General features: G+C 65.5%; 17 protein-coding genes. 10 read left to right on the forward strand and 7 right to left on the reverse strand.

Features of this window, described 5'->3' with window-relative positions; genetic code table 11:
• The first annotated feature begins 7 nt into the window (after positions 1-7).
• A complete protein-coding gene (locus HY019_RS03455; protein WP_290688365.1) occupies positions 8-1,009 on the forward strand; it encodes an L-histidine N(alpha)-methyltransferase in 1,002 nt (333 codons plus the stop codon).
• Here HY019_RS03455 and HY019_RS03460 read toward each other — a convergent pair.
• Genes HY019_RS03460 through HY019_RS03480 form a run of 5 tightly spaced genes read right to left on the reverse strand, consistent with a single transcriptional unit; the run spans position 934 to position 5,742 of the window.
• On the reverse strand, positions 934-1,920 hold the full coding sequence (locus HY019_RS03460; RefSeq protein WP_290688367.1) for a YeeE/YedE thiosulfate transporter family protein: 987 nt from the start codon (positions 1,918-1,920) through the stop codon (positions 934-936). The genes HY019_RS03455 and HY019_RS03460 overlap by 76 nt on opposite strands.
• Before the next feature lie 31 nt (positions 1,921-1,951).
• A complete protein-coding gene (locus HY019_RS03465; protein WP_290688369.1) occupies positions 1,952-3,103 on the reverse strand; it encodes a patatin-like phospholipase family protein in 1,152 nt (383 codons plus the stop codon).
• A gap of 24 nt (positions 3,104-3,127) precedes the next feature.
• Complete coding sequence (locus tag HY019_RS03470; RefSeq protein WP_290688371.1) at positions 3,128-3,658, reverse strand: sigma-70 family RNA polymerase sigma factor; 531 nt, start codon at positions 3,656-3,658, stop codon at positions 3,128-3,130.
• Positions 3,659-3,668: 10 nt separating this feature from the next.
• Positions 3,669-4,451, reverse strand: a complete 783-nt coding sequence (locus tag HY019_RS03475) for a 3-hydroxybutyrate dehydrogenase (protein WP_290688373.1) — start codon at positions 4,449-4,451, stop codon at positions 3,669-3,671.
• Positions 4,452-4,461: 10 nt separating this feature from the next.
• Positions 4,462-5,742: an FAD-dependent oxidoreductase gene (locus HY019_RS03480; protein ID WP_290688374.1), complete on the reverse strand. Its 1,281-nt coding sequence runs from the start codon at positions 5,740-5,742 to the stop codon at positions 4,462-4,464.
• Between the two features lie 126 nt (positions 5,743-5,868).
• Here HY019_RS03480 and HY019_RS03485 point away from each other — a divergent pair, with 126 nt between their 5' ends.
• The 7 genes from HY019_RS03485 to nth all read left to right on the forward strand — a co-directional run bounded on the left by HY019_RS03485 (position 5,869) and on the right by nth (position 11,088).
• Complete coding sequence (locus tag HY019_RS03485) at positions 5,869-6,777, forward strand: LysR family transcriptional regulator (RefSeq protein WP_290688376.1); 909 nt, start codon at positions 5,869-5,871, stop codon at positions 6,775-6,777.
• Positions 6,778-6,810: 33 nt separating this feature from the next.
• Positions 6,811-7,431 (forward strand): LemA family protein, encoded by a 621-nt coding sequence (locus HY019_RS03490; RefSeq protein WP_290688378.1) that lies wholly within the window; start codon positions 6,811-6,813, stop codon positions 7,429-7,431.
• A gap of 9 nt (positions 7,432-7,440) precedes the next feature.
• Complete coding sequence (locus HY019_RS03495; RefSeq protein WP_290688380.1) at positions 7,441-8,427, forward strand: TPM domain-containing protein; 987 nt, start codon at positions 7,441-7,443, stop codon at positions 8,425-8,427.
• Between the two features lie 10 nt (positions 8,428-8,437).
• A complete protein-coding gene (locus tag HY019_RS03500) occupies positions 8,438-8,941 on the forward strand; it encodes a TPM domain-containing protein (RefSeq protein ID WP_290688382.1) in 504 nt (167 codons plus the stop codon).
• A gap of 83 nt (positions 8,942-9,024) precedes the next feature.
• Positions 9,025-9,783, forward strand: coding sequence for a PEP-CTERM sorting domain-containing protein (locus HY019_RS03505; RefSeq protein WP_290688384.1), 759 nt, complete (start codon positions 9,025-9,027; stop codon positions 9,781-9,783).
• A 61-nt stretch (positions 9,784-9,844) separates the two neighbouring features.
• Positions 9,845-10,438, forward strand: a complete 594-nt coding sequence (locus tag HY019_RS03510) for a DUF3617 domain-containing protein (protein WP_290688386.1) — start codon at positions 9,845-9,847, stop codon at positions 10,436-10,438.
• A gap of 8 nt (positions 10,439-10,446) precedes the next feature.
• On the forward strand, positions 10,447-11,088 hold the full coding sequence (gene nth, locus HY019_RS03515; RefSeq protein WP_290688388.1) for an endonuclease III: 642 nt from the start codon (positions 10,447-10,449) through the stop codon (positions 11,086-11,088).
• A 74-nt stretch (positions 11,089-11,162) separates the two neighbouring features.
• On the opposite strand, the gene HY019_RS03520 is transcribed toward nth, so the two are convergent.
• Both HY019_RS03520 and HY019_RS03525 read right to left on the reverse strand, forming a co-directional pair.
• Positions 11,163-12,137: an SGNH/GDSL hydrolase family protein gene (locus HY019_RS03520; RefSeq protein ID WP_290688390.1), complete on the reverse strand. Its 975-nt coding sequence runs from the start codon at positions 12,135-12,137 to the stop codon at positions 11,163-11,165.
• Positions 12,138-12,272: 135 nt separating this feature from the next.
• Entirely contained in the window at positions 12,273-13,187 is a 915-nt protein-coding gene (locus tag HY019_RS03525) for an SDR family oxidoreductase (RefSeq protein ID WP_290688392.1), read from the reverse strand.
• 74 nt (positions 13,188-13,261) lie between these two features.
• Here HY019_RS03525 and HY019_RS03530 point away from each other — a divergent pair, with 74 nt between their 5' ends.
• A complete protein-coding gene (locus HY019_RS03530; RefSeq protein ID WP_290688394.1) occupies positions 13,262-14,305 on the forward strand; it encodes a CDP-6-deoxy-delta-3,4-glucoseen reductase in 1,044 nt (347 codons plus the stop codon).
• A 67-nt stretch (positions 14,306-14,372) separates the two neighbouring features.
• On the forward strand, positions 14,373-14,789 hold the full coding sequence (locus HY019_RS03535; RefSeq protein ID WP_290688396.1) for an HIT family protein: 417 nt from the start codon (positions 14,373-14,375) through the stop codon (positions 14,787-14,789).
• Positions 14,790-14,813: the final 24 nt, after the last annotated feature.

Raw genomic sequence — 14,813 nt, forward strand, 5'->3', positions numbered from 1 at the left:
CCACACCATGTCGAACTCCCCCTTGCTGGATGAGCTGTCGCTGCGCGCCCTGACTGGCCTGAGGCAAACGCCCAAGCGCCTGCCCTCGATGTACTTCTACGACGACGAAGGCTCGCGCCTGTTCCAGCGCATCATGTGCCTGCCCGGCTATTACCTGACCGAGGCCGAACGCGAGATCCTGGCGCACCAATGGCCCAAGCTGCTGGATGCCTTCACACCCGATGGCCGCCCATTCGAGCTGATCGAACTGGGCAGTGGCGATGGCAGCAAGACACTGGAGCTTTGCGCCGCATTCGACAAGACCGGTGTGGACTTCAGCTACGTGCCAGTGGACATCTCGCCGCATGCACTGGGCAGCCTGCTCAGGGCGTTTGACCAGCGCCTGCCCGGGCTGCGCGTCCAGGCTCGCACGGGTGATTACTTCTCAGGCTGGCGCCAGCCCGGCAACGGCCAGCGCCAGATCGTGATGTTCATGGGCAGCAACCTGGGCAACATGCCCCTGGATGAGGCCCGCGCCTTCTTGAATCAGATACGCAGCCACATGCAGGAGGGCGACGGCCTGCTGCTGGGGCTGGACCTGATGAAAAACCCGCACACCCTGCTGGCCGCCTACAACGACCCGGAAGGCGTGACGGCCGCCTTCAACCTCAATCTGCTGCGGCGGCTCAACCGCGAGCTGGGCATGAACTTCAAGCTGGACCGCTTCAGCCACTACGCCTGCTACTCGCCGCTGGATGGCACGGCGCGCAGCTTCCTGGTCAGCCTGGACAAGCAAACCGTGCGCAGCACCCGGGTGGACCTGCAATTCCAGTTCGAGCCCGGCGAGACCATCTACACGGAGCAATCTCAAAAGTACAGCCCTGCCATGATCCGGCAACTGGCACAAGACAGTGGCTTTGCACCCAAGCTGCACCTGCAGGACGGGCAAGGCCGTTACTGCGTGAGCTTCTGGCAGGCCATCAAGCCCGAGATGGTCAGGCACATGGTGCCAAACGCCAGCCAGGCATAGCCCCACAGCAAGGGCATGCCCACCAGGATCAGCCCATCATTGCCCCCGGGGATGAACTGGCTGCCCATGCCCATCAGCGCCCCGCCGATCAGACAACGCACGATGTCCTTGGCATGGACGATGCGCCCACTGCGCCAGGCCCACCTGCCTGCCAGCCAGCCGCCCAGCGCGGCACCACCAAACAAGGCGGCCGCCAGCAAGGCCCGCACCCAGGTCTGCCTGGCCATGCCCGCGGCCCATTCGCTCAAGAGCTCGGTATAGGCCCAGGGGCCGGCCATCAGCATCATGCCCAGGAAGGTCAGCCCGATCACGATGGTGGCGGGTGCCGGGCGCCATACCGACATCAGCAGCCCTCGCCCACGCTGCGAAGGCGTGCGCAGATGCGGGTCGGCCAGCAGGCGCTGCCAGCTCACACGCACGCCATAGGCCACCCGCAGCACCAGCAAGACGAGTGCGGGCGCCGCGGCCCAGGCCGGCAAGCTCAAAGCCGGCGCCATCTGCAGCGAGGCAGGTGCGGCCATGCTCTGGAACACCCGCAGGAACAGCCAGCAACCCGCAAAGAACCCGATGGGCGTGGCCACATAGGCCCACTCCCCGTTTGACCAGCGTGCAATGGCGCCAAACACGCAGGCCCGGTTGACATAGGCCCCACCGCCCAGCAAGGCGCCGCCCAGCACCGTGCGCCAGCCAGGCTCATGTCCCGCCAGCAAGGGTGCCATCACACCGAGTTGCCGCAACAAGAGCAGCCCCAGGCCCACCCACAAGGCGGCCTCGGCCAGGCTGAGCAGGCGCTGCGCCCGGCGCTGGTTCATGAGTTCGTCCACGGCCGCCACCGTGCAGGTGGCACCCCGCTGGATCGCAAAACCCATCAGGGCTGCCAAGGCCACGCTGGCCAGCAAGATCTCCCACATGTGCGTCGCCATGACCCCGCCCCTCAGCGCATCAACGGATATCGTGGATCACCACGCCATCACGCGGGTCCACGGCCTGAAGCCAGGGGGCCAGCTCGATGGCGCGACACGCGTCCGCATGCCCGGCCTCCCAGCGCGCCGTGATGCCCTGGTGCGTGAAGTCGATGTCCTTGGTCTGGTCCTCATTGGGCAAGCGCGGTGCGGTCAGCTGCACCATGTGCATGGTGGTGCCGCAGCCCCAGGAAGCCAGCTCGGCCACCTGCGGATCACGGCGGCGCTCCTCGGGCAGGTGCTTGACCAGCTCGCGGATGATGTGGCGCAGCTTGTGGATCTTCTGCTGCTCGGCCACATGGCTGGCAGAGCGGCTGGAGAACTGGATGTCCTTCTGGCGGCCATTGATCTGCCACAGCGTTTGAGGCTCCGGCCCTTGCGGGTTCCACAACTGCACCGAGAAGATGACCGAATCACGGCGAGGGTTGTCGTCCAGCACCACCTCGGTGGGGGTGTTGGAGTAGATGCCGCCATCCCAATACGGATCCCCGTCGATGCGCACGGCCGGAAAGGCCGGCGGCAGGGCACCGGAGGCCATCACGTGGTCCAGCTGCAAAGGCTGCTGCCGGCTGTCGAAATAGGTCATGGCGCCCGTTCGGGCATTGACGGCCCCCACCGTCAGGCGCGTGCGCTGGCTGTGGAGGTAGTCCAGATCGATCAGGTCGGCCAGCGTCTCGCGCAGCGGCGCCGTGCTGTAGTAGGCCGCATGCTCGATGCCCGTAGGGGCATGCGCCCCCATCAAGCCAGCCAGGCTGGGCCGGAAGAAGCCGGGCAAGCCACCGCTGATCGTGTGCAGATTGCTCAAGGCCTGCCCCATCAGGTCCAACCCCGCCCCTGCATGAGACGCAAACCAGGCCGACCCCTTGATTTCCATGCGGTCCCAGAACGCGTGCAGACGCGCCATGCGCTGCGCTGGCGGGTTGCCCGCGATGAGGGCCCCGTTGATGGCGCCAATGGAGGTGCCCACCACCCAATCGGGCTCGATGCCCGCCTCGTGCATGGCCTGGTAGACGCCCAGTTGGTAGGCACCCAGCGCCCCACCACCCTGCAGCACCAGCACCACCTGGCCGGGCAAGGCCTGAGGCACCGATGACGTGGAGGGGGCGCGGCTTGCGGTTTCTGCTTTGGCCATCACGGCTTCTCCTGTTTAGATGAATCAGTTGGTCGCGACCACTTCGCGCAAACGCCGTCTCACACGGTAAAGCACCACCGACAGATGGCTCGCACTGATGCCCAACGCCTCACACACTTCCTGGGTATCGAGCTCCATGCAATCCCGCAGCACAAAAGCCCTGGCCTGCTGCTCTGGCAGCGTGCGCAAGCAGGTGTCGAACTGGATCAGCATCTGCTTTTCATGCACGCAGGCCGCGGGGTCACGCCATTCGATGGCGGCGTGTCCTGGCAAAGGGCCCGCCTCGCTGCCATCCTCGTCCTCATCCTGCAGCAAATGGACATGCCAGGCCGGCGCCTGGCGGCGCAACTGGTCCACCAGCTTGTGCTTGAGCACGCCGATCAACCAGGTGCGCAATTGCGAGCGCCCCGCAAAAGCGCCTGGCCGCTCCAGTGCCGCCAGGATGGTCTCCGAGACGGCGTCTTCCGCCCAGGCGTCGTTGCGCAGTTTGCGGCGCGCCAGGCCAATCAGTTGAGGGCGCAGTGCCGCGACCTGCTCGGTGAAATCGTTCAACATGGCCGCGCCCTCAGTGCAAGGTCCAGCCGCCATCCATGGCGATGGCCGAACCGGTCATGGATGCCGCCTGGTCGGTGGCGAGGAACACCGCCAGCGCGGCCAGCTCCTCCACCTGCACAAAGGCCTTGCGCGCCTGGTGGGACAGCATCACATCGCGCACCACTTGCTCGGGCGAGATCCCGTGCGCCTTGGCCTGGTCGGCAATCTGCTGCTCTACCAGCGGGGTTTTGACATAGCCCGGGCAGATGGTGTTGCAGGTGATGCCATCGTTGGCCACCTCAAGGGCCACGGTCTTGGACAGGCCGATGAGGCCATGCTTGGCCGCCACATAAGCCGACTTGAAAGGCGAGGCCGTCAGGCCATGGGCCGACGCCACATTGATGATGCGGCCAAAGCCCCGCGCCTTCATGCCCGGCACCACCGCCTTGATCAGGTGGTAGGCCGAGGACAGGTTGATCGCCACGATGGCGTCCCACTTCTCGTCGGGGAAGGACTCGATGGGGGCCACGTGCTGCACACCCGCGTTGTTGACGATGATGTCCACATGCCCGAAGACCTCGGCGGTCAGACGGGCCAGGCCACGCACCTGCTCGGGCTTGCTCATGTCGGCCGGGTCGTACAGGACCTTGACGCCATGAGTGCGGGCTATCTCGGCACGGATCTGCTCGATCTCCTCGGCCTTGCCAAATCCATTGAGCACCACATGGGTGCCTTGTGCCGCAAAAGCCCTGGCGATGCCCAGGCCGATGCCCGAGGTGGAGCCGGTGACAATGACAGAACGGTCTTTCAACATGGTTGATCTCCTAGCGTGGCGTCGAATCGACTTCATGGGTGCGCGTGAAGCGCAGGTGGGTGATATCGGTGGGAAAGAACAGGCTCCAGGTCCACTCGACCCAGATGCGCAGCTTTCGCCCGAAGGTGGGCATGCGCGAGAGGTAATAGGCCCGCCAGAGCAGCCACGCCGGCAAGCCACTGAGGTGCAGCCCGAACAGCTCGGCCACGCCCTTGTGGAGCCCGGTCGTGGCCATCATTCCTTTGGAGCGGTAGGCGAAGGGCCGTGTCGCCTGGCCCTGCACATGGGCCACCAGGTTGTGGGCCAGTTGCTTCGCCTGCGCCACGGCGAACTGCGCCGTGGGCGGTGACATGCCGCCCTGATCGGCATTCGGTACCGCCGCGCAATCCCCCAGGGCCCACAGGTCACGTGCTGCATCCACAGCGCAATCGGGCAGGGTCTGGATGCGCCCGCGCATGAGGGGCAAGCCCAGTTGCGCCACCACCGGGTTGGCGCGCGTGCCCACCGTGCAGATCACGGTGCGCGCCGCCAGGCGCTGCCCGTCTGCCAGCACGACCTCACGGTCGCTGACCTGGGCGGCCTTGGCCCCCAGACGCACCACCACGCCCCGCTTGCGCAGCGAGCGCGCCGCAGCCAGGCCCAGCGGCGCAGGCAACTCGGGCAAAAGCCGGTCGCCGTCATGCAGCAAGGTGATGGCCAGCTCGCCATCGCGGATGCCGGGGTAGTAGCGGCGGGCATCGTGCATGAAGTCCGCCAGCGCGCCGGCCACCTCCACGCCGGAGAAGCCCCCACCCACCACCACGATGTGACCATGCTCGCGCCGCGCTGGCCCGCCCCCGGGGCACAACTCGATGCTGGCCATCCTTTGCAACACCTTGTTGCGGATGTGCATGGCATCGCCCACCAGCTTGAGCGGCAGGCCATGCTCGGCCATGCCTGGCAGGATGTCGATGTGGGCCCGCAGGCCGAAGGCCAGCACGAGGTGTTCGTACGTCAGGTGCAGCTCGCCCGTCAGCGTTGTGCAACTCAGGCGCTTGTGCGCACGGTCCACACAGGTCAGGCGGCCCATGATGAAGCGCGTGCGCGTCAGCATGGCCCGCAGCGGCGCGATCACATGCTCGGGGAACACCGCCGCGCCCACCACCTCTGGCAGCATGGGATTGAAGGTGGTGTAACTCTCCTCGCTGATCAGCACCAGTTGCCAGCCCTCAGGCAGGCGCCGCTCCAGCTCGCGCACCAAAGTGGTTCCAGCGAAACCACCGCCCACCACCACGATTGACCTGTCTTGCATTGCTGCCCCCAAATTGGCCGGTTTGGCCTTGAATGGGGGCCAGCGTAGGCAGTCAGGTCTTGCGCGTGAAATGGGATGAATTCATGATGCGATGCACAACGGTTATGACTCGGGAAGGATGGCCACGTGGAGCTCTATCAGATTCGCTATTTCCTGGCAGTGGCCGATGCCCTGAACTTCACGCGGGCATCGGAGCGCTGCTTCGTGTCTCAGCCTGCACTGACCAAGGCCATCCAGCGGCTGGAAGAAGCCATGGGCGGGCGTCTGTTCGACCGCACGCGCAACGCCGTGGCGCTCACCGATCTGGGGCGCGCCGTGCTGCCCAACTTCCGCCAGATCTTCGACACCGCCAACCAGACCCGGGAGCAGGCCCGCCGGCTGTCGCGCGAGCAAAAGGAGCTGGTGCGCATCGGGGTCATGTGCACCATCGACTTCGACATGATCCTGCCCGGCTTTGCCAAGTGCCAGGATGGCCCCTTGTCCATCGACATGAGCTTTCGCGAGGGCAACCTCGAAGCGCTCACCGATGCCCTGGACCGCAGCGACATCGACCTGGGCGTGATGTGCTCGCCTTACGAGACGCCCAAGCGCTTCACCGCCCGGCCGCTGTTCCGCGAGCACTATGTGGTGGCCATCGGCAACGACCACCGTTTCAACGGCCGCCAGCAGGTCGACATGAGCGAGCTCCACCGCGAGCACTACTGCGAACGCATCCACTGCGAGTTCTCCAACTACATCGACCGCCTCTTGCGCGATCGCGATGTGGCGCTGGACGTGGTGCAACAATCACCGCGCGAGGACTGGATACAGGCCATGGTGCGCGCCAACCTGGGCATCGCCTTCATGCCCGAGTCGATTGCGCGCGAAGCCGGCCTGGCCTTTGTCTACACGGCCGATTGCGCCATCGAACGCGAGGTGAACGTGCTGCTCCAGGCCGAACGCCCCGTCACCCAGGCCCAGCAGGCTGTGGTCGACTCCCTGGCCACCTACCCTTGGCTGGCCAGCCCCCAAAATGACCTAAGCTTGCACACATGAACGGTCTCGCCCAAATCGCTTGAAAGGTTACCGATGACTGCCACCTTGATCTCCCTGCTTCGTCGCCTGGCCGCCCCCGTGAGTGCCGCCCTGCTGGCCCTGTCGCTGACCGGTTGCGGCTACAACGACTTCCAGCGCCTGGACGAACAGACCAAATCGGCCTGGTCCGAGGTGCTCAACCAGTACCAGCGCCGCACGGACCTCATCCCCAACATCGTGGCCACCGTCAAGGGCGAAGCCGCCTTCGAGCAGGACACGCTGACCAAGGTGGTCGAGGCCCGCGCCAAGGCCACCAGCATCCAGGCCACGCCCGAGCTGATCAACAACCCCGAGGCCTTCAACAAGTTCCAGCAGGCCCAGGGTGAGCTGTCTGGCGCCCTGTCCCGCCTGCTCGTGGTCAGCGAGAACTACCCCAGCCTCAAAGCCAACCAGGGCTTCCAGGATCTGCGCGTGCAACTGGAGGGCACCGAGAACCGCATCACCGTGGCGCGCAACCGCTACATCAAATCGGTGCAGGACTACAACGTGCTGGCACGCAGCTTCCCCTCCAACCTGACGGCCATGGTCTTCAGCTACCAGGTCAAGCCCAGCTTCACGGTGCAGAACGAAGCCCAGATCTCGACGCCGCCCGCTGTGGACTTCAACAAGAAGTAAGGCCGCCGCGTGCACACCCGCACCGCAGGGCTCAAGCCAGACCACGCCGCAGGGCGCAGGGCCTGGCCTTCGGCATGGCTGTGCTTGCGCACCCGCTTGAGCACCTGGGGCTTCGCCTGCCTCCTTGCCTGCCTGTTATCGCTGTCCCCGGCGGCCACCTGGGCGGCAGACAACACAGGCGACGTGCTGCCCGTGCCGCCATTGAGCGGCCACGTGATCGACCAGAGCCAGACCCTCAGCCCCGAACAGCAACAGGTGCTGGAGCGCAAGCTCATGGCCTTCGAGCAGGCGCACGGCACGCAGATGGTCGTGCTGATGCTCCCCAGCACCCTGCCCGAGGACATCGCCGCCTATGCGCAGCGAGTGGGTGACAGCTGGAAGATCGGCCGCCGTGAGGTCGGCGATGGCCTGCTGATCGTCGTGGCCAAACAGGACCGGCGCATCCGCATCGAAGTGGCCAAGTCCCTGGAGGGCGCCGTACCCGACCTGGCAGCCAGCCAGATCATCGAGCGGGCCATCAAGCCAGCCTTCAAGGCGGGTGACTATGCCGGCGGCCTCAACCAGGGTGTTGACCAGTTGATCGCCCGCATCCAGGGCGAGAACCTGCCGCTGCCCGATCCCCAACCGGCCAGGTCACACAGCCGCAACGAGGGCTTTCAGTTCAATGACCTGCTGGTCTTCGGCCTGATCGGTATCCCCATCGTGTTCGGCGTGCTCAGCAGCATCCTGGGCCGCAAGGGCGGCGCCTTGGCCACAGGCCTGGTCACCGGCGGGCTGGTCTGGCTGGTCACCACCAGCCTGTTCATTGCCCTGGCGGCCTGGGTCGCCGCTTCGCTCTTCGCGCTGGCCTTTGGCTCGGGCGGGCGCGGTGGCCCTGGCGGCTGGGGTGGGCCGCCGATGGGTGGCGGCTGGGGCGGCGGAGGCAGCAGCGGCGGCGGCCGGTCGTCCGGGGGTGGTGGCGACTTTGGTGGCGGCGGCGCCTCCGGCAACTGGTGAGGCGGCAGACATGAACACACTTGCACGCTGGGCACGCCACATCTGGCTGGACGCGGCAGACGCCCGACGCCTGCTGGGCGCAGCCGGGCTGGCGCGGCTGGAGCAGGCCGTGCTGGACAGCGAAGCCCGCCACATGGGCGAGTTGCGCGTCTGCGTCGAGGCCGGGCTCAGTGCGTCAGCCCTGTGGCGCGGCGTCTCGTCCCGCGCGCGCGCCATCGAGCTGTTCAGCCAGTTGAAGGTGTGGGACACCGAACACAACAACGGCGTGCTCATCTACCTGCTGCTGGCCGAGCGGCGCATCGAGATCCTGGCCGACCGCGGCCTGCACATCCGCACCAACGACGCGGTGTGGCAAGGCATCACCCAGCAACTCGCGGCCTCGTTGCAGAATGGCCAGTACGAGGCGGGGCTGATCCAGGCCATCACCGCCGTGAGCGACCTGCTGCGCCAGCACTTCCCGCTGGCCGGCCACCCCAATCCCAATGAGTTGCCCGACGCCGTCGTGTTGATCTGACACGACGAGGCACCAGAGCACGGGATTGACCTGTGCCAACTGAAATTTGAAACTGCAGCGGCTCGCCATAACCAGGGACTTCAATGAAAAACAAATCACTTGTTCGCGCCAGCGTTCTTGCCACATTGGTAGCGGCCCCATTGGCCGCCCTGGCATCGCCGGTCAACTACACCTTCTCGACCAATGCCTCACCCCATGGCAATGCAGATGTCGTCGCCCTGCTGGGCGGAGGTAGTCAGGTCAGTGGTCAATTTACCTACGACGCTGCGGCCCCCTATTTCGGTAACTCGGGTGCACTGGGGTTCGAAGGCGATGCCTCCATCTACGTCGGTAACGCCCTGACACCGCGCGCGCTGTCACCCATCAGCGGCAGCGTGGCGGGCCATGCTTTCTCGGATGTGATCGGCGCAGTCAGCGTCTCCAACGATCTTCCGGCCCCATCGCCCTTCAGGGATGCGCTGATGCTCGCGGCGGACCCCACCCCCAAAGCGGGTTCAAACACTCTGCCAACGGACTATCCTCGCCAGCTTGCCGGCTTCGACATCGGCGACTACCGCCTCGTCAACGTCCGGCTGTTCTGGGTCAGCGGCCTGGGTGGCGCGACTGATTTCCTTGCCAGCACGGACCTGCCCGCCGCATTGCCCACGCTGACCGGCCGACTGGCCCTGGACTTCGTGCGCATCAGCGACCCGCTCAATACGGCCAACACCCCCTTCTACAACAACTCGGTGTTCTTCGAAGGGTTGACGGTACAAGCCTCGCCCGTTCCGGAACCTGGCATCTTCGCCATGGCACTGATAGGCCTGCTTGCCATTGGTGCTACGCGCGCAGGGCGTCGCTGATTTGATGCGAGGCGCGGGCCTTGTGTCATGATCTTTCTCCTGACCAAGCCCAGGAGCAACCATGCGCACGCCCAGAGCCTCATCCTTCATGGCATCCCACCTCGCGGTTTCACTGACGCTGGCCGGTGTGCTCGTCACGAGCGCCCAGGCGGCCGACACGCCGCCCATCAAGCCTGGCCTGTGGCAAGTCACGGCTGATTCGCAGCAACTCAACGGCAAGCCCCTGCCCGACATGTCGGCGCAACTGGCCGAGCAGATGAAGCGCATGCCACCTGACATGCGTGCCCAGATGGAAGCCCAGATGAAGGCCAAAGGCGTGCAGATGGCCCCTGGCGGCGGCAACATGGCGATCCGCATGTGCATGAGCAAAGAGATGCTGGAGCAAAACCGCTGGCAGAAAACCGAAGGCAGCTGCAAGAACACCTCGATGAGCCACACCGGCAACACCTGGAGCTGGAAGTTCACCTGCACGCAGCCGCCCAGCGAAGGCGAAGGCAGCACCACCTTCACGGACAGCACGTCCTACAACAGCGACATCCGCATCACAACGCAACGCAATGGCCAGCCGCAAACCGTGACCATGAAGCACCATGCCAAATGGCTGGGCGCAGACTGCGGTGACCTCAAGCCATTGGCGCCCCCGCCCAAGCCATGAGCACCTTGATGAAGCCGGCCGACATCCAGGCCTTTTTCGAGACCCTGCAAGCAGCCAACCCGCACCCTGAAACCGAACTGGCCTACAGCACGCCCTTCGAGCTGCTCACGGCCGTGTTGCTGTCAGCCCAGGCCACCGACGTGGGCGTGAACAAGGCGACAGCCAAGCTCTTCCCCGTGGCCAACACGCCGCAGCAGATCCTGGACCTGGGCATCGACGGGCTGTGCAACTACATCAAGACCATCGGGCTGTACAAGAGCAAGGCCAAGCACCTGATGGAGACCTGCCGCATGCTGATCGACTTGCATGGCGGTGAAGTCCCCCGCACCCGCGAGGCCCTGGAGGCCTTGCCCGGCGTGGGCCGCAAGACGGCCAATGTGGTGCTCAATGTGGCCTTTGGCGAGCCCACCATGGCGGTGGACACGCACATCTTCCGCGTGGGCAACCGCACCGGCCTGGCGCCTGGCAAGACGCCGCTTGAGGTGGAACACAAGCTGCTCAAACGCATCCCGGCCGAGTTCAAACTGCACGCCCACCACTGGCTGATCCTGCACGGGCGCTATATATGCCAGGCGCGCAAGCCACGCTGCTGGGAGTGCAGTGTCAGCGCATGGTGCAAGTTCAAGCCCAAAACAGCAGCGCCCGCCTGAGCAAAGCCCTGGCAGGCGCTTGAAGCCGAGCGCAGCACGAGGCTGCGTGTTCAGCCCATCAGCTCAGATGCCGATCAGCCACGTGCGCGACGCACAGCCAGGCCGGTGAACACCAGGCCCACCATCATCAGGCCACTGGTCATGGGCTCCGGCACGGCAGATGTCATGGCGGTGGCCATGGCCGTGCCCACGGCGTCGTGCACATAAGCGGTTGGATGCACCTTGTCGAACAGGTAGTACTGATCAGGGTTGGCGCAGACCGGTGCCGTGCTGTTGGCGCCGGTATAGTCGCCCGTCCAGCAACGGTCGGTCACGTTGCCGCCCGAAGCAGCCAGACCAGCCCGCACGCCCGCCAGCACGGTAGGCGTGTCGAAGATGCTCAGGTTCATGCCCGCACTGTGGGCCTGCAGGTTGTTCAGCTGCGCGGTCAGCGCGCCGTTGAAGCTGGTGGACAGCGACGTCAGCAAGCTGGCGGGGATGGCACCCGAGGTGCCGTAGAAGGTGGTGGCCAGATCAGGCAGCAAGGGCACCAGGAAGTCACGGGCGCCTGCACCGTACAGGGTACCCACTTCGGTCACCAGGTTGGTCACAGCCGTCGTCACCACGGACGACATGTTCGAGAAATTGTTCGTGGCGATCGCGGCCAGGAAATCATTGCCGCCGCCCCAGACCACATACAGCGAGTTGGCGTTGGCCGAGCCACCCGCCACATAGTTGTTGACCTGGCTGAGCATGCCGGTATTGGCCACCAGCGGGTTCTGAGTCTGGAACTGGTTGCCCGTGCCCGTCAGCGCGCCACCGTAGGCATAGTCCACCAGCGGCACACCCAGCTTGGCGGCCATCACCTCGACCGCCACCGCGCCATTGGTGAAATGGCCATTGTCGTAAGGCGCGGCAGGCACGGCACCACCGAACTTCTGGGCCAGGTTGCCATTGTCTGACAGGCTGTCGCCAAACACGACCACCTGGTCATACGCGTACGCCGCATTGGCAGACAGGATTGCAATCAAGGCCACGCTGGCAGCGGCCACGGCACGACGGATAGACATGGTCAAACCCTTGTTGAATATTGAATGGTGAAACCCGCGAAGATAGCACCGGCGCTTCATTCAACCTGGGCAGGCCACACCCCTATGAGAGGGAGAAGGCCCCGAACAGGGGGCATCGCCTGTCGCGGCCAGGCCTCAAGCCAGGCCGTTCTGTATCGAGGGGTAACGCAGCTGCAAGCGCAACTCGGTCTTGAGCCGCTGGTTCATCAGGCGCCGCGACTCGCTCATGAACGACAGCTGCATGGGGCTCAAGGTGGTGGCGGCCTCGGCGTGGCTCATGCGAGGCGGCCTGGGCAAGCCAAAGTGGTCGGCCACCCAGTCGAAGTAATCGCCCATGCGCATGTCCGTGTCGTCGCAGGCATGCACCACGCGGCCGGGCCGGCCACGCCACAGCGCTGCCACACAGGCGCGCGCCAAATCATCGGCGTGGATGTGGTTGGTGTAGACGTCATCAGCCTGCGTCAGCACAGGGCTGCCTTTGCGCACACGCTCACGCGGGTCGCCGCCTTCGCGGTCCAGCGCGTAGATGCCGGGAATGCGCAGGATGCTGGCCCGCGTGCCGGACTGAAGCGCCTGCCTGCGCCCCCACCACCGCACGCGCGCCTCCGCGTCCACACGCCGCCGGCCGCGGTCGGTGGCCGGTGCCACGGTGCGGGTCTCGTCAAACAAGGCACCCCGGGCATCACCATAGACACCCGTGGTGCTGCCGTAAACGAACGATGCCACGCCGCCACGCCGCGCCAGTGCCGCGAGCAGCTGGGCGGTACGGGGGTCGGTGGCGCCATGGCCTGGAGGCGGCGCCAGGTGCAACACCCGCTTCGCCAGCCCGGCCAACCGCGCCAGGGTGGAGGAGTCATCCAGGTTGCCAACCAGGGGCACGATGCCCGCCTGCCGCAAGGCCCCGGCCTTGTCCGCCTGCGAGGTCAAGGCCAGCACCCGGCAGCGCGGCAAGAGCAGGCGCGCGGCGCGGCTGCCCACGTCCCCACAGCCCACGATCAGCACACGTGTTTGACGAAACCGGGTATGGCGTGCGGGTTGCGGATAGAACATGGCGGGGGTGGATCAAGACTGAGCGAAAATCGACCCCGTGATTCTGAGGCCCTTCTAGATCGAGGTTTGTGTTCATGAGCTTTTCCGTCTCCATCGCGCCCAGCGGCCGTGCCTTCACCATGCAGCGGGACGAAACGGTACTGAGTGCCGCCATCAACGCCGGCATCGGCCTGCCCTATGGCTGCAAGGACGGCGCCTGCGGCTCGTGCAAGTGCAAGCTGATCGAGGGCCGCGTGATCCACGGGGCGCACCAGGCCAAGGCCTTGAGCGCGGCGGAAGAGGACGCGGGCTACATGCTCACCTGCTGCGCCACGCCCCAGACCGATCTGGTCATCGAGGCCCGGCAGGTGGTGGGCATCGGTGACCACCCCGTCGTGAAGATGCCCACGCGGGTGACCAGCCTGCGCCGTGCCGCACCCGATGTGATGGTGTTGCGCCTGCAGTTGCCTGCCACGCACAACTTCGGTTTCCGCGCCGGCCAGTACATCGAGTTCGTGCTCAAGGACGGCCACCGCCGCAGCTACTCGATGGCCAACTCGCCGGAAGTCGTCAAGGAGGCGGGCATCAACGGCCTGGAGCTGCACATCCGGCACATGCCCGGCGGCCTGTTCACCGACCACGTCTTCGGTGCGATGAAGGAAAAGGACATCCTGCGTGTGGAGGGGCCCTTTGGCACCTTCTTCCTGCGCGACGACTCCGAGCGTCCCGTTGTGTTGCTGGCTTCGGGCACGGGCTTTGCGCCGGTCAAGGCCATCATCGAGCACATGCGCCACGCCGGCCTCACGCGCCCCACCGTGCTCTACTGGGGCTGCCGCAGCAAGGTCGACCTGTATATGCACGAATGGGCCGAACAGCAGATGGCCGAGCTGCCCTGGTTGCGTTATGTGCCTGTGCTGTCCGAAGCCAAGCCTGAAGACCTATGGCATGGCCGCACGGGGCTGGTCCATCAGGCCGTGCTGGCCGACCTGCCCGACCTGTCCGGCCATGAGGTGTATGCCTGCGGTGCGCCCATCATGGTGTCATCGGCCCGGGCAGACTTCATCGCGCAAGCCGGCCTGCCCGAAGAGTATTTCTACGCCGACGCCTTCACCAGCGAAGCCGACAAACACGGCGGCTGATCACACCAGCCCGCCCACGATTGCATCCACGATCGCCCCCATGATCGCCCCATACAAGGAGCCCACCATGAGCTACGACAACAACAACATCTTCGCCAAGATCCTGCGCGGCGAGATCCCCTGCATCAAGCTGTATGAAGACGCGCACACGCTGGCCTTCATGGACATCATGCCGCAGACGGATGGCCACGCACTGGTGATCCCCAAGGAGCCGGCTGAGACCTTGTTCGACTTGTCCGACGCTGCGGCGCAAGCCTGCATGAGCACCGTGCGCAAGATCGGTGACGCCCAGAAGAAGGGCCTGGGTGCCGATGGCGTGGTGCTGATGCAGCTCAATGGCCCGGGTGCCGGCCAGACCGTGCCGCACTTTCACATCCATGTGATCCCCGGCTCGATCGCTGACCTGCGCCGCCCGCACGCCACCGTGATGGCCGACCAGAACCACCTCAAGGCGCTGGCAACGAAGATCGTGGCGGCGCTGTAATCGCGTGCCGTTACACACTGGCCG

Source organism: Aquabacterium sp., assembly GCF_016195855.1.
Classification (GTDB): Bacteria; Pseudomonadota; Gammaproteobacteria; order Burkholderiales; family Burkholderiaceae_C; genus Aquabacterium.